The organism is Cupriavidus sp. OTU4054, from assembly GCF_038440175.1.
Lineage (GTDB): Bacteria > Pseudomonadota > Gammaproteobacteria > Burkholderiales > Burkholderiaceae > Cupriavidus > Cupriavidus pauculus_D.
This window is the reverse complement of the sequence record NZ_JASATF010000031.1, coordinates 1-25,273: the sequence shown is the minus strand read 5'-3', so window position 1 is coordinate 25,273 and position 25,273 is coordinate 1. Positions and strand designations below refer to the sequence as shown.

General features: G+C 67.5%; 19 protein-coding genes. 8 read left to right on the top strand and 11 right to left on the bottom strand.

The window, feature by feature from the left end:
* Positions 1-3: 3 nt before the first annotated feature.
* Together AAHB16_RS27480 and AAHB16_RS27475 are read left to right on the top strand one after the other, a co-directional pair.
* Entirely contained in the window at positions 4-2,385 is a 2,382-nt protein-coding gene (locus tag AAHB16_RS27480) for a polysaccharide biosynthesis tyrosine autokinase (protein ID WP_342052511.1), read from the top strand.
* 96 nt (positions 2,386-2,481) lie between these two features.
* Positions 2,482-4,347, top strand: a complete 1,866-nt coding sequence (locus AAHB16_RS27475; RefSeq protein WP_342052493.1) for a serine aminopeptidase domain-containing protein — start codon at positions 2,482-2,484, stop codon at positions 4,345-4,347.
* A 54-nt stretch (positions 4,348-4,401) separates the two neighbouring features.
* On the opposite strand, the gene AAHB16_RS27470 is transcribed toward AAHB16_RS27475, so the two are convergent.
* Positions 4,402-5,310: a glycosyltransferase family 2 protein gene (locus AAHB16_RS27470; protein WP_342052492.1), complete on the bottom strand. Its 909-nt coding sequence runs from the start codon at positions 5,308-5,310 to the stop codon at positions 4,402-4,404.
* Positions 5,311-5,532: 222 nt separating this feature from the next.
* On the opposite strand from AAHB16_RS27470, the gene AAHB16_RS27465 reads away from it, so the two are divergent.
* Genes AAHB16_RS27465 through AAHB16_RS27450 form a run of 4 tightly spaced genes read left to right on the top strand, consistent with a single transcriptional unit; the run spans position 5,533 to position 10,231 of the window.
* Positions 5,533-6,114 (top strand): SCO family protein, encoded by a 582-nt coding sequence (locus AAHB16_RS27465; RefSeq protein ID WP_191002279.1) that lies wholly within the window; start codon positions 5,533-5,535, stop codon positions 6,112-6,114.
* Between the two features lie 59 nt (positions 6,115-6,173).
* Positions 6,174-8,114, top strand: a complete 1,941-nt coding sequence (locus AAHB16_RS27460; RefSeq protein ID WP_150375955.1) for an RICIN domain-containing protein — start codon at positions 6,174-6,176, stop codon at positions 8,112-8,114.
* 38 nt (positions 8,115-8,152) lie between these two features.
* Positions 8,153-8,536, top strand: a complete 384-nt coding sequence (locus tag AAHB16_RS27455; RefSeq protein ID WP_150375957.1) for a hypothetical protein — start codon at positions 8,153-8,155, stop codon at positions 8,534-8,536.
* Between the two features lie 24 nt (positions 8,537-8,560).
* Complete coding sequence (locus AAHB16_RS27450; protein WP_342052491.1) at positions 8,561-10,231, top strand: hypothetical protein; 1,671 nt, start codon at positions 8,561-8,563, stop codon at positions 10,229-10,231.
* Positions 10,232-10,344: 113 nt separating this feature from the next.
* On the opposite strand, the gene AAHB16_RS27445 is transcribed toward AAHB16_RS27450, so the two are convergent.
* From AAHB16_RS27445 to AAHB16_RS27435, 3 genes are read right to left on the bottom strand one after another with little or no spacing between them, the layout of a single operon-like run.
* Positions 10,345-12,594, bottom strand: coding sequence for a polysaccharide biosynthesis tyrosine autokinase (locus AAHB16_RS27445; protein ID WP_342052510.1), 2,250 nt, complete (start codon positions 12,592-12,594; stop codon positions 10,345-10,347).
* Positions 12,594-13,070, bottom strand: coding sequence for a low molecular weight protein-tyrosine-phosphatase (locus tag AAHB16_RS27440; protein ID WP_150375961.1), 477 nt, complete (start codon positions 13,068-13,070; stop codon positions 12,594-12,596). The genes AAHB16_RS27445 and AAHB16_RS27440 overlap by 1 nt, the downstream gene beginning before the upstream one ends.
* An 11-nt stretch (positions 13,071-13,081) precedes the next feature.
* Positions 13,082-14,170 (bottom strand): polysaccharide biosynthesis/export family protein, encoded by a 1,089-nt coding sequence (locus AAHB16_RS27435; protein ID WP_150377448.1) that lies wholly within the window; start codon positions 14,168-14,170, stop codon positions 13,082-13,084.
* 294 nt (positions 14,171-14,464) lie between these two features.
* Here AAHB16_RS27435 and AAHB16_RS27430 point away from each other — a divergent pair, with 294 nt between their 5' ends.
* Positions 14,465-15,226 (top strand): ChbG/HpnK family deacetylase, encoded by a 762-nt coding sequence (locus AAHB16_RS27430; protein WP_150375963.1) that lies wholly within the window; start codon positions 14,465-14,467, stop codon positions 15,224-15,226.
* Between the two features lie 8 nt (positions 15,227-15,234).
* On the opposite strand, the gene AAHB16_RS27425 is transcribed toward AAHB16_RS27430, so the two are convergent.
* The 4 genes from AAHB16_RS27425 to AAHB16_RS27410 all read right to left on the bottom strand — a co-directional run bounded on the left by AAHB16_RS27425 (position 15,235) and on the right by AAHB16_RS27410 (position 19,676).
* Positions 15,235-16,443 (bottom strand): glycosyltransferase family 4 protein, encoded by a 1,209-nt coding sequence (locus AAHB16_RS27425; protein ID WP_150375965.1) that lies wholly within the window; start codon positions 16,441-16,443, stop codon positions 15,235-15,237.
* Positions 16,440-17,588, bottom strand: coding sequence for a glycosyltransferase family 4 protein (locus AAHB16_RS27420; RefSeq protein ID WP_223851586.1), 1,149 nt, complete (start codon positions 17,586-17,588; stop codon positions 16,440-16,442). The genes AAHB16_RS27425 and AAHB16_RS27420 overlap by 4 nt, the downstream gene beginning before the upstream one ends.
* Positions 17,589-17,663: 75 nt before the next feature.
* On the bottom strand, positions 17,664-18,305 hold the full coding sequence (locus AAHB16_RS27415; RefSeq protein ID WP_150375967.1) for a putative colanic acid biosynthesis acetyltransferase: 642 nt from the start codon (positions 18,303-18,305) through the stop codon (positions 17,664-17,666).
* A gap of 108 nt (positions 18,306-18,413) precedes the next feature.
* Complete coding sequence (locus tag AAHB16_RS27410) at positions 18,414-19,676, bottom strand: glycosyltransferase WbuB (protein ID WP_342052490.1); 1,263 nt, start codon at positions 19,674-19,676, stop codon at positions 18,414-18,416.
* A gap of 242 nt (positions 19,677-19,918) precedes the next feature.
* On the opposite strand from AAHB16_RS27410, the gene AAHB16_RS27405 reads away from it, so the two are divergent.
* Positions 19,919-21,298, top strand: coding sequence for a hypothetical protein (locus tag AAHB16_RS27405; protein ID WP_150375971.1), 1,380 nt, complete (start codon positions 19,919-19,921; stop codon positions 21,296-21,298).
* 24 nt (positions 21,299-21,322) lie between these two features.
* Here AAHB16_RS27405 and AAHB16_RS27400 read toward each other — a convergent pair whose 3' ends face one another.
* The 3 genes from AAHB16_RS27400 to gmd are packed head-to-tail and all read right to left on the bottom strand — an operon-like array spanning position 21,323 to position 25,016.
* Positions 21,323-22,801, bottom strand: coding sequence for a hypothetical protein (locus tag AAHB16_RS27400; RefSeq protein ID WP_223851587.1), 1,479 nt, complete (start codon positions 22,799-22,801; stop codon positions 21,323-21,325).
* A 9-nt stretch (positions 22,802-22,810) separates the two neighbouring features.
* A complete protein-coding gene (locus AAHB16_RS27395) occupies positions 22,811-23,812 on the bottom strand; it encodes a GDP-L-fucose synthase family protein (RefSeq protein WP_223851588.1) in 1,002 nt (333 codons plus the stop codon).
* Complete coding sequence (gene gmd / locus AAHB16_RS27390; RefSeq protein ID WP_342052489.1) at positions 23,805-25,016, bottom strand: GDP-mannose 4,6-dehydratase; 1,212 nt, start codon at positions 25,014-25,016, stop codon at positions 23,805-23,807. The genes AAHB16_RS27395 and gmd overlap by 8 nt, the downstream gene beginning before the upstream one ends.
* Positions 25,017-25,273 lie beyond the last annotated feature (257 nt).

Here is a 25,273-nt window from a genome sequence, read left to right as displayed (position 1 = left end):
ACCATGTCATTTGCCGGCGCCATGCCGGCTCCGGGGGAGATGGGACGCAAACGGGCCGTGCACGTGCGAGCGTGGATGGACCATGCGGGCTGGATCCTTGCCGCAGGCGCAGTCGGCGCGATGATCGCCGGCGTGGCCGCCGTCTCGCGGCCGTATGTCTACCGTGCCAACACGCTGATCCAGGTCAATCAGAACGATGCCGACACCGGCGCCGGCGCGACGCGCGCCGCACCATTCGACACGGGCATGCTGCGCAGCCGTACGGTCGTGGGGCCGGTGGTCGAGCGCCTTCGCCTCGATGTCTCGGTGGAACCGCTGCGCGCGCCGCTGATCGGCGGCGTGGCCGCGCACCTTGCCGAACCCGGCAGCCTGCATGGGCCGTGGCCGGAAAGTCTCGGCTACGCATGGGGCGGCGAGCAGCTCGAGGTCCGCACGCTCGATGTGCCGGACGCCCTGCTCAACGCGCCGCTGGTACTTCAGGTGCTGCCGACCAATACGTTTCGCGTGTGGCACAACGACAAGCCGCTGCTGGAGGGCAGCGTGGGCGAGCGCGTGCAGGTCAATGGCGTGACGTTCCAGGTGGACCGCATTGCCGCGCGCCCCGGCACGCGCTTCGTGGTGACCCGTCGCGACACGGCGCAGACGATCGACACGATCGCGCGCGATCTTCGCATCGACAGCGACGGCAACGACTCGAGCACGGTCCGCATCACGTGGGAGAGCCCGAGCCGGACCGCGGTGGCGCCGCTCGTCAACGGCATCGCGGAATCGTATATCGGCGAACAGGCGGGCTTGCGCCGCGAAGAAGGCGCGGCCGCCATTGCCTACCTGTCCGGCGAACTGCCGCGCGTGCAGGCCGAGCTCGAACGCGCCGAGGCCGCGCTGACGCGCTATCGCGCGAAAGAGGGTTCGATCCAGCCGAGCCAGGATGCGCAGTCGTACCTCAACGGCAGCATGGATTACCAGCGCCAGATCGCGCAGCTGAGGCTCGAGCGCACCAAGGCACTGCAGCGCTTCACCGAGGAATCCAACGAGGTGAAGACCATCGACAACCAGATCCAGCAGCTGACGCGCGAACGTCGCGACATGGACTCCAAGCTGCAGAACCTGTCGGTCACCGAGCGGAAGTCGGTGGCGCTCACGCGCGACGTCAAGGTGGCCGAGGATACGTACATCGGCCTGCGCAACCGGCTCGAACAGCTGTCGCTGGCGAGCATGGACCGCGCGCGTCCGACGCGCGTGGTCGACGCCGCACTGATGCCCGCCGCGCCCATCGGCATGAGCACGGGCCTGCTGACGACTGGCGGCGGCGTGCTGGGCATCTTCCTGGCCATGGGGCTCGTCTCGTTCCGGCAGCGTATCAAGCCCGTGGTCGCGAACATCGGCGACGCGGAGGCGAGTCTGGGGCTGCCGATGCTCGGCGATATCTGCTACAGCCGCGAGCAGGTGGAACTGGAGCGGCTGCTCGCATCGTGCACGCGCACGCACTGGTATCCCGGCGGTGCGCGCCTTGCCCAGCTGGCGTCGCCCCCGCCGGGCCGCGATGTGGTGGATGCGCTGCTGTATGACGACGATGACGAGGACGTCGACGCGCTCCCCGGCATGGTGCTGCACGACCACTTCCTGCTTGCGCGTAATGCCCCGCATTCGATGGCGGTGGAAGGACTGCGCAACGTGCGCGCTGCCCTGCATTTCACCATGCTGGCGACGGGCGGCAAATCGCAGGCGCCGCGCGCCAATGTGATCGCGGTGACGAGCCCCACGGCCGGCGCGGGCAAGACCTTCGTCTCGGTCAACCTGGCCGTGCTGTTTGCCGAAGCGGGCAAGCGCGTGCTGCTGATCGACGCGGACCTGCGCCGCGGGCGTGTGGCGAGCTGGTTCGACCAGCATCCGGAACCCGGCCTGGCGGAAGTGCTGGCGGGGCGTGTCGAGCTGTCCGACGCCGTACGGCCCAGCATTGTCAGTGGCCTCTCCGTGTTGTCGGCGGGCACGGCACCGGTCAATCCGTCGGAACTGCTCATGCAGCCCGCGTTTGCCGAGTGTCTCGATACCTGCGCTTCGCGCTTCGACCTCGTGATGATCGACACCACGCCGGTGCTGGCAGTGGCCGATGCCACGCTGGTTGCCAATCTCGCCGGCTCGACGCTGCTGGTGCTGCGCGCGGAATCGACGCTGCCCTCGCAGGCCGAGGAAACGCTCAAGCGGCTGGCGCGTGCCGATGCCCACATGCTCGGCGGCATTCTCAATGGCGTGACACCCCGGCGCAGCAATCGCGCGGAGTTCGGCACCATGAACCCGTATCTCGGCATGCCATTGATCGGCACGTCGGACGAACCCAGGCGCCTCGCCCATGCGGCCGCCGAAGAAGAAAAAAGCAGTCACTGACGACACCCAAGCGCCGGCGAGCGTACCCGTTTCTGCGTACACCTTCCTGCGTGCGCATCGCCGGGGCTGCCTCAGGCAGCCGCACGAGGAGAATCGATGCAACGGGTCATTTTCGACGGCTGTGCGGGATGGTTGCACGGCAGTACGGGGCCCCTCGGTCCGCGGGATACGGGGGTAGTGTTGTGTTCGCCGCTGGGCCATGAGGCCGTGTGGTCGCACCGGGCCTGGCGCCATCTGGCCGATCAGCTGGCCGCCGCCGGCGTGCCGGCTTTGCGCTTCGATTACGCGGGCACGGGCGACTCCGCCGATGTCGCCAGTCAGGACCCCATGGTGCGCGCCGTGGCCGATATCGAGGCGGGCGCGGCGCTGTTGCGGCGGCATGGCGCCGTGGAAAAGGTCGTCTTGTGCGGGCTGCGCATGGGCGCGTGCCTGGCGGCCATGGCCGCGACGCGCGTGGGCGCATCGGGGCTCGTCATGCTGTCTCCCGTGGCCGACGGCCGCGCCTATCTGCGCGAGTTGCGCGCGCTCCACGCGGGCTGGCGCAACAGCGCCATTCCCGAACTGCAGCCGCCACCGGCACCCGCCGGCGATATGGATGTGCTGAGCTTCCGCATGCCCGCGGCCACTGTCGAGGCGATCCAGGCCCTGCGGCTCGATCGCCTCGACAAGGCGCCGGCCCCGCACGTGCTGCTGCTCGATGCCGGACCGGAGCATGTGTCGCCGGCGCCCGCGCTTTTGGGGCAGTTTCATTCGCTCGGCGCACAGGTGCGCATGGAGAGGTTCGACGAGTACCCGATGATGATGCGATCGGCCGAGTTCGCCGACGTGCCGTCACGCGCCTGGGCAGCCGTGGTCGGATGGGTGGCGGAGCGCTCGCAGCCCAACGAGTCCCCCCACGAGTCAATCACGGCGGTGAGCGTCTCGCCACCGCCCGATACGCTGCTCGCGGACGGTATGGTGGAGCAGCCCGTGCGGCTCGGCAACGGACGCCTGTTCGGCATCCTGTGCACGCCCGAGCGCGCCCCCGCCGATCTCGTCGTCATCTTTCCGAATACCGGCGGCAACCATCATGTCGGCGATGGCCGGATCTTCGTGGAGCTGTCGCGCCGTCTCGCACGCGAGGGCGTGGCGGCATTGCGGCTCGACGTCTCGCTGCTCGGCGACAGCCTCTGCGCGGCGCGTACGATGGACCTGTCCAGCATCTACTCGCGCACGGCCCGCCACGACGTCAGCCTCGCCGTGGACGGCATGCGCGCGCATGGCTACCGGCGCATCGTGCTCGCCGGTGTCTGCTCGGGCGCCTTCCTGAGCCTGCACGCGGCACTGGCCAACCCGAACGTGACCGGCGTGGTGCTCGCGAACCTCGTCAAGTTCCGCTGGGATGCCGCCGACGAGGCTGAGGCATCGGACGACCTGCGCTCGGCACGTGTGTACCTGGCCGCGGCCTGCAAGTGGGAAAACTGGCGCAGGCTGCTGAGCGGCCGACTCGATGTGGCGCGGATCGTCAGCGCGACGCTGCGGCGGATCCGGCATCGCGCACGTGCCGCGGGTGCCGCGGCGCACACGGAGGGCGGCGGCGAGTCCGGGGTGTCGGCGTTTGCGTGCGGCGCCGTGCGCGAGCTGAACCGGCGCGGCGTGCGCACCGATTTCGTCTATGGCGCCAGCGACGTGGGCCTGCGCGAAGTGCGGCTTGGCTTCGGACGGCAGCTGGAGGCGATTGCATCGCTGCCATCCGTCGATGTGCGCATCCTGCCGATGCTCGACCACTCGCTGTTCCTTGTGGCGAGCCGCGAGGCGTTTGCGGAGCAATTGCTCGCGCACGTGGCGCGCGTGCAGGATTCGATGGCACGTCAGCTGGTGCGCGTGGAGCGCGCGGCCGCGCGCAATACCGTGCGGCCGCCGCGCCCCGTGCGCGTGCCCGCGCGCGTCGCGCAGAATCCCGTCGCCCGTCAGAAGGACTGAGCCGGCCCGCGCATGGTGCCCGCGGCCGGCGGCAACTTCAGCGCGGCGCTACGCTCAGAGTTCGGCGCTGCGCTCGGGCCGGCACTGTCCGGACAGCAGTTCGCGCAGACCGATGAGGTTGCCCGCGAGCCGCCCGCGACGGTCGATATGCGCCTCGGGGAAGAACGCTTTGCCGCTGTTGGCGAGAAGCGCGCGCAGCGTGTTGAGGATTGCTTCCCGCGCGGACAACGCGCCTTTCTCGTACAGGTACCACGCGTTGACGATCTGCGAGAAGCCGAGCCGTCTGCCCGATGTCCGGCCGCCCGAGCGCAGTCCAAGATGCACCCCGCGCGCGGCATGGACCTCGAGCAGCTGCCCCCGGCGTCCCACGGCGCGCGAGAAGTCCATATCCTCGAGCCAGCCATACAGCACCAGCCGTTCGTCGAAGCGGAGGTCGCCGATCGCGGCGCAGCGATATGCCATGTTGCAGCCGTAGAGCTTCCCCACCGGCACCAGCCCACCCGCGGGTGCATGCGCGGCGTCGTCGGCGAGCAACGCCGCAGCCTGGTCCCAGTCGAGTGCATCGCCGTTGGCGCCGTCACGGATCACCGCGCCGGTCATGCCGGCCGCATTGGGACGCGCGTCGAAGCCTTCCGCGCAGCGCGCGAGCCAGTCCGTCGCGGGGACGAAGTCGTCATCCAGGAACACCACGATGTCGCTCGCTTGCAGCACGCGTTCCAGCCCGCGATTGCGTTGCGCGGGGAGGCCCGCGGGCCCGAACAGGTACTCGATGGGCAACGTCGTGACGAACGGTGTTTCCACGTCGTCCTGCGAGGTTGCCGAGACCACCACGAGGTCCGGTGCGCGTGTCTGCGTCTCGAGCAGCCGTAGCACGTGCGAGAGGGCTTCCCGACGTCCCTTGGTGGCGATGATGACGGCGATGCGGTGCGCGTGTGCCGCGCCTGGTGTCCGATGCGGATTCACGTTTTCTCCCTGGGTTCTTCCTGTTGTTGGGGTAGTCATGCCAACTATGAGAACAGTGGTTCTCCGGCATCGGTCTGTTTGACCACCTACCCGGATGGTGACAGAGTGCGGCTTCACTCCACAGGCGTGTTTTGTGCGGAAGCGCACGGATGAAGGCACCATCGGACTCGCAAGATGAGGCGATGATCCGGTGCGGCATGCACCGATGGCTGGAGCGTTTCGATGAGCTGGACCCGCCGCGCCTGGCTGCGCAGCATTTCTGTCACTGCCCTTGCCGTCGCCTCGCGCGACCTCGCGGCGCATATTGGTACGGGGCCTGTCGATCCACTGGTGCCGGCACCCGATATCTGGGTGCTCGACGCGACCGGTCAGCGCCGCCGCCTGCCCGAACTGCTTCTCGGCAAGGCCACTGCGGTGCAAACCATGTTCACGGGATGCAGTTCGGTGTGCCCGCTGCAGGGCGCGATGTTCGGCGCCGTGCAGGAGGGCCTGGCACGCAGCAGCGGACGCCGCCCGAAACGCCTGCTATCCCTCAGTATCGATCCCCTCGGCGATACCCCCCAGTCGATGCAGGCGTGGCTCCGCCAGATGAATGCGGGGCCATCGTGGGCGGGCGTGATTCCCGTCGGCGACGCGCGCGACCTCCGGAGCGCACTGGCCGGCCGCCCGCCCGACGCGAACCTCGATCGCCATACCACACAGGTCTACTTTTTCAACGCGGCGGCGCAGCTGTGCTGGCGTAGTCCGTCGCTGCCCGAGCCCGGGGACATCGTGACCGTCCTCGACCATCTGGCAAACACATAACGGCACACGCGGACACCAAGACCATAACGTTTGAACCGGTTCACTTCAGGGGACCTAACATGAATCTCTACTCTCGCAACTGGTCGCCCCTTGCATGGCTTCCGAGGTGGATCGGCGCGTGCCTGCTGCCGCTGCTGCTCCTGTGCAGCGCGCCCGCGCAGGCGCAGTCGGCGCCCGTTCCCATCAAGCTGAGCGGCACCAATTTCTGTCTGGATATTTCGGGTGGCGTCGTCGACAACGATGCGCCGGCCATCATCTGGACCTGTCATGGCGATGCCAACCAGCAGTGGATCCTGACTGCGTTCGGCAGCCAGTACCAGCTTGCCGCGTCGCACAGCAACAAGTGCCTGGATATCCAGTACGCGAGCACCGCGAACAATGCGCCGGCCCTGCAGTGGACCTGCAGCGGCACGACCAACCAGCGCTACACGCTGAAGGCCCAGAACGGCGGCTACGCGATCGTGGCCGTTCATAGCGGCAAATGTCTCGCGCCGAATTCGACTGCGGCCGATGGACAGGCCGTCGTGCAGAAGACCTGTACGGGCGCGGTGGCGCAGACGTGGAACATCACGATCCAGCAGGTCACGGTGCTGCCGTCGAAGTGGTCGGCGCCGATCACCCTGCCGCTGGTACCGGCGGCCGCGGCGAACCTGCCCAACGGCCGTATCCTCGTGTGGTCGGCCTACGATCGCTTCAACTTCGGTGGCGATAACGGGCAAACCTACACCGCCATCTTCAACCCGGCCAACAACACGTCCACCGAGAAGCTCGTGACGAACACCCAGCACGACATGTTCTGCCCGGGTACGGCCAATCTTCCGGACGGCCGGATCCTTGTCAATGGCGGCAGCAGCGACTCCAAGACCAGTATCTACAACCCCAGCACCAATGCATGGACGGCTGCGGCGGCGATGGTCAAGGGGCGCGGCTATCAGGGTGCTGTCACGCTGAGCAACGGCGGCGTGTTCACGATCGGCGGTTCCTGGAGCGGCAATATCGGGGACAAGGACGGCGAGACCTGGCAATCGGCCACCGGATGGAAGCTGAACAGCGCCGTGTGGGACGACTACATCCTGACTGGCGATGCGGGCGGCATCTATCGCTCCGACAACCATGCCTGGCTGTTCGCGGTGTCCAACGGCCGCGTGTTCCATGCGGGCCCGAGCAAGCAGATGAACTGGATCGACACCGCGGGCAACGGCGGCGTGACACCCGCAGGCACGCGGGCGGCGGACGGCGATGCGATGAACGGCAACGCCGTGCTCTACGACATCGGCAGGATCTTCACGGTCGGGGGCGCACCCGATTACGAGAACTCCAACGCGACCGCGAACGCGCATGTCATCGACATCCGTACCACGACGCCCACGGTGCGCAAGGTGGCCTCGATGTCGTATGCACGGGCGTTCCACAACAGCGTGGTGCTGCCGAACGGACAGATCGTAGTGATTGGCGGCCAGGCCTGGCCGGTGACGTTCAGCGACGATGGCGCGGTGCTCGTGGCCGAGATGTGGGATCCGGCCACCGAGAAGTTCTCGCGCCTGGCATCGATGGTCACGCCGCGCACGTATCACAGCGTGGCGCTGCTGCTGCCCGACGGCCGTGTGCTGAGCGGCGGCGGCGGTCTGTGCGGCAACTGCGCGACCAACCATCCGAACGTCGAGATCCTGACGCCGCCGTACCTGCTCAACGCGGATGGCACCGCGGCCACGCGGCCGGCCATCACCAACGCACCGGCCGACGCCTATCTCGGCACCACCATCGCGGTCAACGCTACCGCGAACATGAAGGCATTCTCGCTGGTGCGGATGTCCTCGGTCACGCACTCGGTCAACAACGAGCAGCGCCGCATTCCGCTGAACTTCACGGTCGGCACGGGCGGCGAGTACCAGCTGCAGATTCCGGCCGATCCTGGCGTGGCGGTGCCTGGCTATTACATGCTGTTCGCCATGAACGCCGCCGGGGTGCCGAGCGTGTCCGCGATCGTGCGCGTACGTTGATGCGGGCGAGCGCCCGTCTGCGCAGGCTGGCGTGGCTGTTGGCCACCGCCAGCCTGTGGGTACAGGCCCAGGCGGCGACCGACGTCGACCGGGGGCGGCGCATCTTCCAGGGCGAGGCACCGGTCACCGCGCATATGCGCGGTGAAACCCGGCTGCTGCCGGCGGCCGCGGTGCGCTGCATCAACTGCCATGCGGCGGCGGCCGGCGCCGAGCCGCTCGGGCCCCGGCTGACCTCCGACTCCCTGCTCACGCTCACTGCGCGCCGCGGTGGGCCTCCCACCGCTTACGACCGCGACGGCTTCTGCCACGCGCTGGCCAGCAGTATCGATCAGGGCGGGGTGTTGCTGGCGAAGGCGATGCCGCAATACCAGCTCGCGGATGCCGACTGCACCGCGCTCTGGTCGTTCCTGCTGACGCAGTGAATCCACCGATATAAGGACAACCGCATGCGCAGTCTTCGCAGAAGTTTTCTCGCACGGCTCGGCGTGATCGGCGGCACGGGGGCCGCGCTCGCGGCCACCGGCGCATCGCGCAACGTGCTGGCCCGCCCCGCCGACGACGGCGCGGGCGAGCGCGTGGTGTCCGTGGCCGAGTTCCAGGGGCTGGACCCGACTGGACGCTCGCCGTCGGATGGCGCGTTCGCCAGCGCCCTGCGCAACATGGCGACGCAGGTACGCCAGTCGGCCTTCGGCGAGAACCCGAACCTCATCGGCGGCAAGCGCATCGTGTTGCCGCCGGGCACCTATCGTCTGACACGTCCGGGCGCGCTGTTCGATTCGTCATTGCTTTCGGGCCGCACGCAGGGGCTCGTCATCGAAGGCGACGGACCGCCCGGATCGGTCGTGATTCTCTACGACCCGCGCGGAAGCGGTGCGCTGATCCGCAACCAGGACAAGGCGCTGGTCGTCCGTTTCCGCAATCTGCAGTTTCATGGCAAGGCGCCCAACAACGACCTGATCGACAGCGTGAGCGCCGGCGGCGCGCAGGACTATGCGTTCGACGATTGCATCTTCACGGGGGACTGGCGCTATGGCGCGAACCTGACGGGCGAGAACTGCAACAGCGAATGGAAGTTCTGGCGCTGCGCGTGGGCCGGCAACTGGAAATCGTTTCTCTACGTCGGCAAGGACAACACGTCCGACCAGTTCCTCAACTACTGGTTCGATCACTGCAAGTACTGGTCCTCGAGCAACTGGATCGACATGCAGCGCGGCGGCAACGTGAAGCTGACCGACTGCGATGTCAGCGGCTACGAGCCCGCCGGCCAGACGTATCTGTTCAACCTGCGCGGCAACAACCACGCGCTGGGCGTGTGCTCGTTCAAGGCCGAGGGGTTGCGCGTCGAACAGAAGACGAAGAACGCGGCGGTCATCTATTGCGAGTGGGAGCAGGGGAACATCGGGTTCAAGGATTGCGACTTCGGCTCGCAGGCCTACCAGCCCTATGCGGCCGGCACGATCTCCGCGGTGTTTTCTCCCGGGAATACCGCCGGCGCGCAGGTGGTGTTCGACAACTGCGCGATCATGGGCAAGCACCAGTACAACGCGGGGCAGGGGCCGGCCGGCCAGGGCCGGGCGGTGTACCGCAACTGCGACTTCCTGAACTACAAGCATCCGGACGAAGCCGTGATGTTCTCGGAGGCCGGCAATCAGCTGGGCCGGCGCCGCGTGGTGACGATGGAAGGCTGCCGCGGAGACTCCAGCGGTGGCGTGTTCGCCGATGCCGAGATCGGCTGGCATGTGGCGGCCGCTGCCACGGTCAGGACCAAGGTGGTGTCGTTCAAGAACGCGTTCGGCAGGCTGCCCTCGGCGGCCGACGGCGCGCAGACCGTGGTGCTGCCGCTCAACGCGATCGTCACGCGCGTGATCCTCGATGTGCCGCCCGGCGCCGCGACGTCGTCGGGCGCGGGCGTCTATACGATCCAGAGCGGCGAGAGCAAGCCCACGGTGCTCGCCACGCTGCGCATGCAGCAGTTCTCGGCCGGCGGTCTGGCGGACCAGCGCACGGTCTTTCGCTGCACCACGCGGCAGCAGTGCACGCTAAGCCTGGTGGCCGGCGCCGGCACCGATCAGTCGCCCGGGGGCGGTGCGATCGCGCTGGTGGAATATATCGGCTGAGAATATCGGCTGAGAATATCGGCGGAGAAGCGCCCGGAAACGTCAAAGGGGCCGAGCCGCAAGGCTCAGCCCCTTCTTCTTGCGCGCCTTGGTGGTGGCGCTTTGGTGGTGACTTACGCGCGCTTGGCCTGTTCGCTGCCGTAACGGTTCAGGTAGCGGTACTTGCCGAAGCGGTAGTGGGCGCGATACCAGCGCCCTTCCACCTTGAGGCCGTTGAACAGCACGCCCTTGACCTCGCCGCCTGCCTGCTCGATCAGACGCCGCGCCGCGGTCAGTTCGCTTGCCGTGGTCGCATCGGCCCGTGCCACGAGGAATACCGCGCCCGCCTTCGGTGCCAGGATGCTGGCGTCCGACGCGGCCAGTACCGGCGGCGTATCGATCAGCACGAGGTCGTAACGGCCGCGCAGTGTGGACAGCAGGCGGTCCATGCCCGGGCTCTGCAGCAGGTCCGCCGCGAGCGGCGGTACCGAACCGGTGGAGATGAAGTCGACATTCGGTGCGACGCCCTGCTGGATCACCTCGTCGAGGTCCGCGCCGGTGGTCAGCAGTTCGGTCAGGCCCGGCTTGCGCGTCGCATGGAAGCGGCTGTTGAGCTCGCCTCGCCGCAGGTCGCCATCGATCAGCATGACCCTGCGGCCCGACGCCGCGGCGACCACGGCGAAGTTGGCCGAGAGGAACGACTTGCCTGCATCGGGCGCCGGACCCGTGAACAGCACGACGTGGTTGTCCGGCGCGTTGAGCAGCGCGAACTGCAGCGCGGTGCGGAAACTGCGCAGGCTCTCGACCGCGGGATCGTCGGGCTGCTGGATGGCCAGCACATCGTTGGGCGCGGCCTTGGCGCGGGCGAGTCGTGCCTGCTGCGGGCTCATCGGGATGGTCGCGTAGACGGTCAGGCCGCACTGCGATTCGATCTCGTCCGCATCGGTCACACCGCCGTCGAGCATGCGGCGCATGGCGACCATCAGCAGCGCGGCGATGATCGCCAGGGCCGCCGACGTGCCGGCGATCAACATGCGGTTGGGGCGCACGGGCCGGAGCGGGACCTCGGCGGGATCGACGAGGCGCGCCGTGCCGACCTTGCTGGCCTTCACGAGCCGCAGCTGCTGCACGTCGTTGAGCAGCGACTGGTAGAGCTCGGTGCTGACCTTGAGATCGCGCATCAGCCGCAGCACGTTCTGCTCGACTTCAGGCAGGCGCTGGATCTTGCCGCTCACGCCGTTGAGCTGGCCGGTCAGGCCCGCGATCTGGTTGTCGAGGATCTCGATGGTCGGGTGGTTGCCGGTGAAGCGCGCGATCAGTTCCTGCCGCTTCTGACGCAGTTCCTGCAACTTGGTCTGGATTTGCACCGACTGCGCCAGCATCAGCTTCGATTCCTCGCTGAGGTCGATCGTGCCGCGCTGGTTGCGCATCGTGTTGTAGCGGCTCTCTGCCGTTTCCACCTGCTGCTTGAGCTGCGGCAGCTGGCTCTCGAGGAAGGCGACCGACTTCTCGGCCTCCGCGGCCTTGCGGCGCACGTTCTGCTCGACGTACTCGTTGCCGATTTCGTTGAGGATCGCCGCCGTCTTGCCGGGCGAGTAGCCTTCCAGCGCCACGCCGATCACACCGCTCTGCTTGCCGCGCTCGCCGATCATCAGCTGCTCCTGCAACTGCGTGATCGCGGTGGCGCGGGCCACGTGGCGGACCACGAATTGCGCGCCGGGCTGCCCGTCGAGCCGCTCGATCTGCAGCGTGACGTCGCCGCTGGGCATCGCCACCGTCAGCGGCGCGCCCACCGTGCCTTCGGCAGTCTGGTCGCTGCTTGCGAAGCTGAGGCGGTACTTCTTGTTGCCGAGCGCGGTCACCACCATGGCGCGGCCGTCCATTTCGGCAGGCACGTCGAGGCGCGACACCGAGATCGACTCGCCACCCCAGGCATATCCGCCGAAGCCGAACAGGCCGGGCTTGGAGAGCTCGGGGTTATAGCTGGCGATGGCGGCGCCGATCAGCGGCAGATACTTGGGCGTGGCCTCGATGTCGAGGCGCAGCGAATCCACCGCCTTGCCGACCACCATGCGCGAGCGCAGCAGTTCGATCTCGGCCGACGCGGCGGGCTTCACGTCGAACACCGGGGAAATGTTCGCCACCATCTTGCTGGCCGAATTGCCGGGGTTGGTGTCCTCGACCTGCACCAGCATGTCGGCGCGGTACACAGGCCTCGCGAGGAAGGCATAGAGCAGTCCGAGGCCCAGAATCGCCGCGGCAACGACGATGAAGGTCATTCGGTAGCGGATCAACACGTCCAGGTAGGAGGTCATGTCGATCGGCTTGTCGTCCTCTTCCCAAGTTTCGGGCGCCCGATCTCGGAAACTCCTAACGTTGCTCATCATGCCCCTCCGTCGTGATGGGTCGGCTCCGCGGCATGGATTCTTGCCGACCATGATTCAACACCCAGCTTGATCAAGCCAAGTACGATGACGAACATGCTTTGCGATCCACCATAGGGATCGGGCACATCGGTCTCTTCCTTCTCACACAGGCGATACGTCTTGCCGCGTGCATTGGGAAACAGGTCTTCCAGCGCCTCGCGCTGTTCGTTGTCCATCACGAGCACGAGGTCGGCGCGGGCAACGAGCGAGGCATCGATGGCGCGCGTGCGATGGGCGCTGAGGTCCGAGCCCTCGGTGGCCAGCAGGCGCACCGCGCGTGGATCGGCCGGCAGGTCCGGGGGCGGCTCGAGCCCGGCCGAGATCACGCTGCACTCGGGCAGCGCGCGCTGCAGCAGGTCGGCCGCCATCGGGCTGCGGCATCGGTTGCCCAGGCACACGACGAGTACCGTGTGAATGGTGCGCGTCCCGTCCATCGAGTCTCCTCTCACGGACGTGCGATGCTGGCCGTGCCGACGACCGGCTGGATCAGCAGCGTCATCACGCGGCTCCAGCGCACGAGGTCGCGGGCGTCCACGTACACGACGTCCTTCGGTTCGAGTTCGAAGCTCTCCGCGATGGCCAGCGCCACCGGCGAGGTGCCGTCGAGGTGATAGACCTTGGGGTTGCCGTCGCTGGCCTTGCGAATCACGAAGATCTGCTCGGCATTGGCGGAGGATGGGTTCACACCGCCCGCGTCGCCGAGCGCCTCGTTCAGCGTCATGCGTCCGTTGCGCATCAGGAGCGAAGAGGGCTTGACCACTTCCCCGGTCACGAAGATCTTGCTGTCCTCGCGCTGCTCCACGCGCACGATATCTCCCGAGCGCAGCAGGATGCGCGAGGGATCGGTCCCCTTGGCGAGCAGCGCCGGAATGTTGACGTACCAGCTGCGCTCGCCGCGCGTCACGCGCACGCGGCTGTTGTCACCGGTCAGGTTCAGCACGCCGCCCGCGCGGTTGAGCGCTTCCACCAGCGTCATCGGCGCATCGTCGATGGCGAGCATGCCGGGGGTCTTGACTTCACCATCGACATACACGCGCTGGCTGCGGAACCCGAGCACCCGCACGGTCATCTGCGGGTCGCGCACCACGCGCGAGAGAATGCGCGCCATTTCGTCGCGCACCTCGTTGGCGGTCTTGCCCGACACCTTCATGACGCCCGCGTACGGAAACTGGATGTCGCCGGCCGGGCTCACCACGTAGCCGGGCATGTTCGAGCCGCCGCTCGACGTCGGGATCTCGAACGCGGCGCCGATGCTGTAGGTCTGCGTCGGAAACACGAGCTCGGGGTGGTCCCACACGACCACCGAGATGATGTCGCCGGGACCGATGCGATAGGGCTCGGGTTTGGCGTACAGCTCTTCCACGCCATCGTTCGTGGGCTTGGACTTGGCGCGCTGTTCACGCACGAGGTCCAGCGTGATCGGCGTGACATCGGGTACGGCATCCGGGCTGACCGCGGAGACGGGCGCCTTGGGGCTGAACTGCATCCCCGGCGCGGTGGAACAGCCGGCCATCACGATGGCGGCGCCGAGCATGGCCGCAATGGCGCCCAGCCGGGTGGTAATCGGGTATTCGATATGGCTCACGGCACTCTCCCCAGTCTCTCGATCGGCCATGGCCTGGAACGTCAGCCATGGTCCGGTTGATGGGATGCTAGGAGCACGTCATGCCACTATCGGTGCGCTCTCGCACATTGATCCCGGACCCCACCATGGCAACGTGGCACAGCGCACCGAGGCCTGCGGACGCGCCGCATAACGTGGCGCACACGGCCCATGCGCGTCGCATGGGCGGCATGCATGGCAAGGGAAAGCGAAAGGGGAAAACGGATGAAAGGCGTGATCATCAATGCCGACGATTTCGGCTACGACGACGATACATTCCGCGCGACGGTGGCCTGCTTCGATGCGGGGCTGCTGACGAGCGCGACGATCCTGGCGGGGCGGCCCGCCACGGCCGAGGCCTGCGCCTATGCGCGCGAGCATCGGGATCGCTTCTCGTTCGGGCTGCACTTCAATATCGTCGAGGGCTGGCGGCCCAAGAGCGCGGCCAGCACGCTGTGCCGCAAGGATGGCTCGCTGTTTCCCGCGCGGGTGCAGCGCGCCCGCGCCATGGCAGGTCTGATCGATGCGGCCGATATCCGCCGCGAATTCCGCCTGCAGCTCGACGAGTTGCGCGACAACGGCGTTTCCGTCACGCATGTGGACGGGCACGGGCATATGCACAAGTACCCGGCGATCATGCGCGTGCTGCGCGACGAAATGCTGCGCGCCGGCATTACGCGCGTGCGCCGTCCGCAGAACTGGTATCCGACCGCGCACAACGTCCGCGGCACGCTCAACGCGATGCTGCTGCGCAACTTCGGCGGCCTGCGCTATACGGACTACTACCTCGGGGTGGATGCGCTGGAGTCGGACTGGGCGGCGCAGGTGCCCGCGGTCCTGGCCGAAGGCGTCACCGAGATGTCGGTGCATCCGGGCTTCTCGGAAGACTGGCGCAAGCAGGAAGGCGCGCCGCTGATGGCGCCGGCGGCGCTGGCCCAGACGCTGAAGCAGGCCGGCGCCGTGCTGATGCGCTATCACGACATCTGAGCGGCGCCTCAGGGGCGGCGGCTGATCATTGCCACGGCATTGCTCAGCGTCGCTTCCGCGCGGATCCGGTCCGCATGAAAATGCGCCACGCGCCGGGCACGCAAGTCTTCTGCATCCCTTTCTGCATTCCCATCCGTCCTCGCACCGCCTGCGCGCTCGAGCATCAGGCGGTGCAGATAGGGCACCGCGGCCTCGGCGAAGTCCGCGTCGGCCGGTACCAGCAGGCCGCTGCATTCGTCGATCATGGCGCCGATGCAGCCTCGCGCATAGGCGACCACCGAGGCACCATGGCTGCGCGCTTCGAGCACCACCAGAGGCTCGGCTTCGTTGTGGTAGGTGGTCGGAAACAGCAGCACGTCGATGCTGCGGAAGAAGTCCTGCTTCTGCGCGCCGTGGGCGGGACCGAGGTAGCGCACGCAGGGCGTGCGCGCGAGTTCCGCGTCGAAGCGTTCGCGAATGGCGGCCTCTACCGGGCCCGCGATGCGGGCGCAGACGGGAATGTTCATCTCCTGCGCGAGCCGGACCACCTCGAAGAACGTGAAGATGCCCTTCGCCGCGGTGATGTTCGACAGGAATCCCACATGGATGGCGTCGTCTTCCGTCTGGCGCCCGGCGCCCTGCGGCGCCGGCTCGGCGAGCTCGATCAATCCCAGGTTGGACAAGACCTGCACGCGTTCCGGCGGCAGGTCGTAGATGCGCGCCAGCTCGGTGCGCATCATGTCGCAGAGCACGAGATGCCGGCCACGCGGCGCGCAGCGGATGGCCAGCCGCGTGTACCAGGTGGGCTGATTGATATACGCGAAGCTGTGATGGTGGAAATAGATCTCCATGCCGAACAACTGTGCCAGTGCGATGAAGGGCACATCCATCAGTTGTCCGAATCCGCCGGAGAATCCGAGATACAGCGTATGCGGGCGTGCGGCCACGCAGGTGCCGAACATGCGCGCGAACTGGCGCAGGCGATTCCCCAGCGTGCCGATGCCCGCCATCGCGCCGCGGCCGCGCCGGGCCACGTCGAGAACGACCACCGGCCCGCGTTCGCGAATGCGTTCGAGCATGCGCTGGCATGCCGCGGAAAAGCCGTTGTTCGCCAGCCCAAGATGGCCGAGGAAGATCACCGGCCGCGCCAGGTCCGCGGGCGTCGCCGCGTGCCGCGCCTGCGGCGACGGGCCTTCGGCCGCCGGCTCGGTGCGCTGCTTGGCAATGGGCGTGGTCATGTGCGGTTCTCCTCGATGATCTTCACGCAGCCGTCCATAATGGAGCGGCCGGCACAGGCAGGGGTGTATTGGCTGGCCAGCTGCAGGCAGTTGCGCATGGCCAGCTCCACCTCGCCGAAACTTTCGACGGCACGGTCCAGCGTGCCGGCCAGCGCGTCCACGTTGCCCGTGGCGAACACGTGCCCGGTCACACCTTCATGCACGAGCTCGGGTACACAGCCGCAGCAGTCGCTGACGACCACGGGGCAGCCGTAGCTCAGCGCCTCGTTGACGACGAGGCCCCAGGCTTCGGTATGGCTGGGCAACACGAGGCAGGTGGCCTGCGAATACTGGTCGGCCAGTTGTTCGATATCCAGCGCGCCGAGAAATTCGGTGGCGCCGTCGATGCCGAGCGACGTGGCGAGCTCCCGCAATCCGTCGCCTTCGACGACGGGGCCGGCCAGCACCAGCGTCGCCGCGGGATGCTGCTTGCGCACCCGCGCAAACGCGCGCAGCAGGTCCGCGATGCCCTTGTTGCGGCACACGAGGCCGGCGAACAGGAAGCGCGGCGCGTCGGCGCGCGGCGCATTGGCCAGGCGCTGCCACGCGGCCTGCTCGGGGCTGTACGCATGGGGCAGGGCCGCGGCCTGGCAGCGGTCGATGATCCTGGCCGGATCGGCCCCCATCGCGATCACGTATTCCGCGGAGCGCTGGCCGTAGACGAAGATGCCGTCGCAGCGGCGGAAGAAGAAGCGCTTGAGTTGCCGCTTGAGCGGGCGGTCGGGCTGGTCGCGCATGGTCGAGTCGCAGAACACGCCGCGGCGCTTGCCGCGCACCATGCAGGCCAGCAGCATCGCCCAGTACTCCACACGGTGATAGCCGGGCAGGACCACCAGTTCGCTTTGCGAGCGCCACACTTCGCTGATCAGGCGAAGCGCGACGCGCCACTGCGGCACGCGGTCATAGGGTTCGTCGAAGAGGATCCGATACGGATACCGGTGATAGCTGGTATCCACGCTGCTGTAAGCCGAGCGTCCGTAGCCGGTGGGGGCGATATGGGAAAACCTGACTTCGCGCCCGATGGCGCGCGCGCGAGAGAACGCCTCGCTGAACACTGCGCCCTTGTACTTCGGCCATAGCATGTTGTGATAGATATCGATCATCATGAGGTCCCCTCTCCCCTCCCAGCTCTCGCATGGCTCGCCCTCGCTGCTGTGCTGGCTGACGTGCTAGTTACCGTGCTAGTTGACGTGCAAGTCTTCGTGGATCCGCGCGGCAGCGCGTCGCGTCCGGGCCCGCGCTGCCGCGGGCCCCGTCGCGTTTTCCGATTCGGCCGACGTGTCCGCGCGCGGGCGCAGCGGCCGGCAGGGGCTGCCCATGCAGACCATGCCGGCAGGCATGTCGCGGAACACCGCGCTGCAGGCGCCGATCACGGCGCCATGTCCGATCGTGACACCGGGCGCGATAAAGGTATGGCTCGCGACCCACGCCTCGTCGGCGATCCGGATGGGCTTGCCCCGAATCGGAAAATCGCTGCGCTGATAGTCGTGGTCGCCCGCGCACAGGTAGCTGTGCTGCGAGACCACCGCGTGATTGCCGATCTCGATCTCGGCCAGGCTGTACAGCTCCACGTCGTCGCCGATCCATGCGTAGTCCCCGATCGAGACTTTCCACGGATAGGTCACCTTGACGCTGGGCCGGATCAGCACGTCGCGTCCGACGCGCGCGCCGAAGCAGCGCAGCAGCCATCGGCGCCAGCCGTTGGCGAAACGTGGAGAGCGATGGAACAGCAGGCTCTGCACGCACCACCACAACTGCACCACCACCACGGAGCGTCCACGGAAGCCCGGCGGCATCCTGAACGACGACAGATCCTGAATCATGTTGTGGGGTCCTTCTTCCGGTTCCGCGCCACCGGCGCCCATATGCGTACCATCGTGACGCGGCACCGGGGGCGGGACCGTTCGCCAGCCCACAAACCAGCGCATGGGCTACTTGCCGGCATAGTCGACATCGGCTTGCTTCCCGTGCGCGGGCGGCGCGCACAGGCGAACCAGCGCTTCCTCGAACTTCAGCAGCACCGCATCGCGGTCGAGATGTTGCTCGGCCCAGACACGGCCGGCTCGCCCCAGCGCGAGGCGGTGCGAGGGCGCGTCCGCCAGCGCCGCGATGGCATCGGCCATGGCCGCGGCGTCGCCGGGTTCGACCAGCACGCCGCAGCCGGTGACCAGCTTGCCGAGCTCGGTGGTCCCCTCCGCCGTGGCCACCACCGGCTTCCCGCTGGCCAGCATCGCGGCGAGCTTCGATGGGAGCACGAGGTCCGCGGCGCCGGCGCGCTGCGGCATCAGGTGGATATCGGCCGTGGCCAGCAGCGACGGAAAATCGCTGGCCGGCTGCAGCGGCAGGCAGTGCACGCGCTCCAGGCCCGCGCAGGCCGCGTGCAGCGCGGGCGCGCCGGCACCGGTCCCGCAGAAGATGAAGTGCAGGTCGGTACGGTCTTGCAGCCGCCCCGCGACGTCCGCCAGAATCTCGATGCCCTGCTTGGCACCGATCGTGCCCGAGTAAAGGGCGACCACCGCATCGGCGGGAATCCCGAGCCGCGCGCGGAAGTCCACGCCCGCATGCCGCGTCAGCGCGCCGAGGTCCGTCCAGTTCGGCAGCAGCGACAGCCGTTCGTCGTGGGTACCCTTGCGGCGCGCGAGCGCGACCATCGCGTTCGAGATCGACGAGACATGATCGAACCGCCGCAGCAGCCAGCGTTCGAATGACTCCGCCAGGCGGCGCAGGGTCCGGCCCTTGAGCAGGCCGAGCTCGAACGCGGCGTCCACCTCATAGTCCTGGATATGCAGCCATGCCCGGGCACCTGTCAGGCGCGCGAGCGCCAGCGCGGCGGGGCTGCAGAACAGCGGCGGCTCGACCACGAACACCACGTCGGGGCGCCAGCCCAGTTGCGTGGCGAGGCTCGCGATGCTCGAGACCGCGAACGACGCGAGATGCAGCACGCGCTTCAGACCCGACGGCCGCGCCGGAATCCACAGTGGCGCGCGCAGGACCGTCACGCCATTGAGTACCTCGCGGCGGTAACGGCCGGCGCGATAGCCCTCGCCAACCTGCCAGGCCGGATAGTAGGGCGGTGCCGTGACCACGCGTACTTCGTGCCCGCGCGCGGCGAGCCACTCCGCCTGCTCGGCCATGTACTTGCCGATGCCGGTCAGCTCCGGTGCGTAGTTGAGGCAGTAAAGCAGGATCTTCATGTGTGGGCTCGGCTCGACGGTTATCCAGCGATGGAGTCTATGCGGCACTGTGGCGGGTGAATGTTCGACCCCCCACGGAGCCGGCGTGGGCAAGCGAACAGAATCGCGGCGGCGCGCGGGGCTATGCTGCATTGCGGCAGTCCGTCCCATCCGGACCCTGCCAAATCCGCCAGACCAGCCGCCAAACCAGCCGCCAGGCGAGCCACCAGAGCGGCCAAACCGATACCAACAAGGGAGCTTGCGTGAAGATCTTGAACGGTGAAATGCCGTCGGGTGAGCCCGATGCGATGTCCGGAGCGCCCGCACCCGCCGAGGCGCCTGGAGCCGTGAAGCGGGCCAGCGAGGGCGCGCGCGCGCTGCGGCTGGCCGTGGCGAGCTCCATGGTGTCCAAGGTGTGCAGCGTCACGCTGCAGCTCGTCAGCATCCCGTTGTTTGCGAAGGTCCTCGACGTCGCCGATTTCAGCGCGCTGATGGTCTACAACGGCATCTCCGCATGGCTCGCGCTGGTGGCCATCGGCATCTGGCCCACCATCACCGCGATTGCGGCCGACGATCGCAAGCAGGCCATGCTCGCCGGTGTGGTGACCGTGTCCACCGCGGCGCTGTCGTCGCTGTTCATCGCGTTGATCGCCGCGGCGCTGCTGCTCAGGCCGTGGCTCGAGACCAGCGGCATCAACCTGTTCTCCGCGGGGCATTTCGATCTGTTCATCGCGGCCCTGGCGTGCTTTGCCACGCTGACGGTCCTGTCGATCGGCGAGGCCGTCAACCAGGGGCAGCACCGCCAGCACGTCAACAACCTCATCACCGCCGGTGGCAGCGTGCTCAACGTGATCTGCATCGTGCTGATCGCGTTCGTGGCACCGACGCACGCGGCGGACGTGACGTTCCTGTTCGTGGCCAGCCAGCTCGGCTTCGTGCTCGTGCGCGTGATCAACATGGGCGCCGTGCTGATGCGGGTCGGACGGCCGCGGCAATGGCCGGGCAAGGCGTTCGCGCTGGACCTTGCGCGCAACACGCGGTCGCTCGTGCAGGCCCAGCTTGCGCTCGCATTCATCCAGCAGGGGACGGTGCTGCTTTGCTACGAGATGGACCGTCCGCGCGACGCGGCGCTGCTGGCGCTGCTCTATCGCGCCAACCTGCTGCTGCACAGCCTCGTGTACATGATCAACCAGCCGCTCTGGCCGATCATCCACCGGCATATGCTGGCCGGCGACTGGGAATGGGTGTCTCGGACCTATCGCAAGCTTGGCGCGGTGTATGTCGCATACGGCCTGCTCGCCGTGGCCGCCGCGCCGCTGGTAGGGAGCGCGGCGGTGTCATTGTGGACGTCGGGTGAATTCGTGATCCCGGCAAGCCAGGCCACGCTGTGCGCGGCCTACTTCGCGGTGCTGGTGGCCTCCGCCGCGAGCACGCCCGTGCTGATGGGCGCGCAGGCGTTCAGCAGCCTCGGCAATATCGGCACGATGGAACTGGTGGCGGCTTCGGTGTTGTGCGGGGCGCTGTATCTGGCCGATGCGGTGACCTTCCCCAATGTCGTGATCGCACTGCTGGTGGCAAACGGGGTGACGGCGCTCTGGATGATGCCGGCCCGCGCGCTCGGTCTGCTCAGGCGCGCAGGATGATGTCAACCCGCGCGCCAGGGCCGCTCAGGCGCGGCGCGGCGGGCCAGCAGGCCGGGCGGGGTTGCCGAGGATATGGAGCGGTGCACCGGCCGGCACGGTGGGCGCGGCGCGCCGCACGCGCCGCCGGCGGCGCGTCACGAACCAGCTGATCGTCATGAACGCCATCGCGGCGCCGCTACCGTAGGCCACCGCAACCATCAGCGCGCCACGCAGCACGAAGATCAGATAGATCGAGAAATAGATGCCAGCGGGTTTGCCGACCGGTCCGCCCGCGTGGACCAGGCGGTCCAGAAAGCGCGTGACCAGCGCCAGCACCACCGCGACCAGCACCACGCCGAAGACCGAGAAGTCGATGTAACCCTCGGCGATCAGCGGCGACGACAGGTTGTCGAAGTCGAGCTTGTAATAGGCCATGAGGAACTGGCCGATATCGATGCCGGTCGCGTGCGGCTTGGTTTCCCACAGCGTATGCGGGACGAAGAAGAGCAGGCTGCCGAGAATCTGCTCGCCATAGCGCGCGCCGTCACGGTTCACCATCTCCAGCACGGTGTGGATGTTCGACCAGGCATCGTAGTGCAGATCCAGGAAGTGCGAGAAATACATCCACGGGTCGAGGATCTCCGCGATATCCCAGGCATCCGGATTGACGTGCGTGAAGATCGAGGCGAGCGGAAAGAACACGCCCGTAAGCAGCAGCAGCGTGGTGACCTGGCGCCGCGGCGTGCGCGAGAACCACGGCAACAGCAGGAGCAGCAGGCTCAGATACACGGGGCCGATCGCGTTGCGCTTCTCGATCAGCGGATTCTGCGCCATCAGCACGCAACCGAACAGCAGTACCGCGAGCATCAGCCAGAAGGGCTGGCGCAGCAGCTTGCGGCCCTTCACGTTGATCAGCATCAGCAGGGCCGGAATGGGCAGGAAGCAGAAGTACTTCTGTTGCAGCAGGTACTGCGGCGTGGCATCGACCAGTTCCTCCGCCGCGCGCAGGTCGATCGATTGCAGCGACAGCAGCGCGGCCGCCGCGGCAACGCCGCCCAGCACCAGCGCCTTGGGCACCGTCAGGCGCAGCACGCGCTCGCCGCCGGGCGGGGGAAGCTCGCGGCCGCCGTGCCGGGCACGGTAAAGGGAGGCGCGGCGCAGCGCGGCCTGGCGCGTGCCCACGTACACCATGATGAACAGCGTGCAAAGCAGGTTCGTGCCGATCGCGTACCCTTCCACGATCAGCGCCGTGTTCACCATCTGCAGATCGTAGTAGACCCGCTGCACGGCGGGCGCCACCACGAGGAAGAGCATCTCGAAGAGCAGCACCGAGGCATCGGCCAGCGACGATTCGCGTTCCCGCGTATGCAGGCACCAGTGGATGATCACGGTGGTGGTGAGCAACAGCGTCGACATCAGCAGCATCGGCGACTCGATGCTCGAGATCGCATGGCAGTAGCCCACCATCAGAAGCAGCGCCGCGGCCAACACCATGTCCCAAACAAAGCTGGACGACAGACGCATGGCAGTCTCCTACACCGAGTTTTCCAGTGCGGTAGTGATTTCAAGAGGGGCCGCCAGGCGGCCGGAGTCCAGCGCGTCGCGGTAGGCCAGGTGCAGGCCGGCCTCGAGGCCGATCAGCGGGGCCCAGCCCGTGGCAGCGATGGCGCCGCAGTCGAGCAGCTTGCGGGGCGTCCCGTCGGGGCGCGTGGCATCGAACACGATCTCGCCGCGATAGCCGATCACCTTTCCGATCAGCAGCGCCAGTTCGCGAATCGACACCTCGGTGCCGGTCCCGATATTGAAGAAGCCCGCCGGCGCGCTATGCGTGCGGTAGTCGTCCGGAGACAGCGCCATGACGTGGACGCACGCGCGTGCGAGATCGTCGGCATACAGGAACTCGCGCATCGGCGTGCCCGAGCCCCAGATGGCCACGGTGGGCGCATCGTGCTCGCGCGCTTCGTGAAAGCGGCGAATCAATGCCGGAATGACGTGGCTGTTCTCGGGGTGATAGTTGTCGCCGGGACCGTAGAGGTTCGTCGGCATGACGCTGCGATAGTCCACGCCGTACTGGCGGTTGTAGCTCTCGCACAGCTTCATCCCGGCAATCTTGGCGAGCGCGTAGGCCGCGTTGGTGGACTCGAGCTCGCCGGTCAGCAGCGCGCTCTCGCGCATCGGCTGGGGCGCGAGCCGCGGATAGATGCAGCTGGAGCCGAGAAACAGCAGGCGCGTCACGCCGTGGCGCCAGGCCTCGTGAATGACGTTGTTCGCGATGGCGAGGTTCTGCTGGATGAACTCGGCCGGATAGGTATCGTTGGCGTGGATGCCGCCCACGCGCGCTGCCGCCAGATAGACCTCGTCGATCGGCTCGGCGGCGAAGAACGCGCGGACCTGTTGCTGGTCGGTCAGATCGAGTTCGGCATGGGTGCGGCACACGAGCTCGACGTCGGCGCGATGCGATAGTGCGCGCGCAATGGCGGCGCCGACCATGCCGCGATGGCCGGCCACGAAGACACGTTTTTTGCGCTCACTCATGATGGTCATAGGTCCGGAAGCCGGCCATCTTGACCAGCGCGTCGCGACGCGCCGACACGAAGTCGGCCTCGATCATCTCGCGCACGAGTTCGGCGAACGTGGTGCGCGGCGTCCAGCCCAGGCGCTCGCGCGCGCGCGTCGGATCGCCCAGCAATGTTTCCACTTCGGTGGGGCGGAAGTAGCGCGGGTCCACGCGAACGATGACGTCGCCAACCTTGCAGGTGGACGAGAGCCGCCGATCGGGATCGTCGATCGCCGCGATGACGCCGACCTCATCGACTCCGGTGCCTTCGAACGCCACCGTGATGCCGAGGTAGCGCGCGGCGGATTCCACGAACTCGCGCACGCTGTGCTGCTCGCCGGTGGCGATGACGAAGTCCTCGGCCTGTTCCTGCTGCAGCATCAGCCACTGCATTTCCACGTAGTCGCGGGCATGTCCCCAGTCGCGCAGTGCGGAGAGATTCCCCAGATGCAGCGTGTCCTGCAGCCCCAGTGCGATGCGCGCCAGCGCGCGCGTGATCTTGCGCGTCACGAAGGTCTCGCCGCGCACTGGGCTTTCATGGTTGAACAGAATGCCGTTGCACGCGTACATCCCGTACGCTTCGCGGTAGTTCACGGTAATCCAGTACGCATACAGCTTGGCCGCCGCGTACGGACTGCGCGGGTAGAACGGGGTGGTTTCCTTCTGCGGAATTTCCTGCACCAGGCCATACAGTTCCGACGTCGACGCCTGATAGAACCGCGCGCGCTTCTCCATGCCGAGAATGCGCATGGCTTCGAGCAGGCGGAGCGTACCCACGGCATCGGTGTTGGCCGTGTACTCGGGCTCTTCGAACGACACCTGCACGTGGCTCTGCGCCGCGAGGTTGTAGATCTCGTCGGGCTGGGCCTGCTGGACCACGCGCACGAGGCTGGCGGTGTCCGTCATGTCGCCATGATGCAGGATCAGCCGACGGTCTTCCGCCTGCGGGTCCTGATACAGATGGTCGATACGGTCGGTATTGAACAGCGAGCTGCGGCGCTTGATGCCGTGCACCTCGTATCCCTTCTGCAGCAGGAGCTCGGTCAGGTACGAACCGTCCTGCCCCGTGATGCCGGTAATCAGCGCACGCCGGCGAGCGCCGCGTGCCGGCGTGGCGGATGCACGCTCCGAAGCATCGTCCGAAGTGCGGAGGCCAAGGTTATCCAGCTCGTTTGCGCCCATGACAGTCCCATGTGAATTACGGATGCGACGACTGTAGGGTCGATGGCCGCGGCGGTACTGTCTGCTAGCCCACACAGTGCACTGGCGGTGCGAGGGCAGTGAAAGCGCGGCCCGAAAATGCACACGGGCGCGGGGGGGGGGGGGGGGGGGGGGGGGGGGGGGGGGGGGGCGGGGGGGGGGGGGGGGGGGGGGGGGGGGGGGGGGGGGGGGGGTGGGGGGGGGGGGGGGGGGGGGGGGGGGGGGGGGGGGCGGGGGGG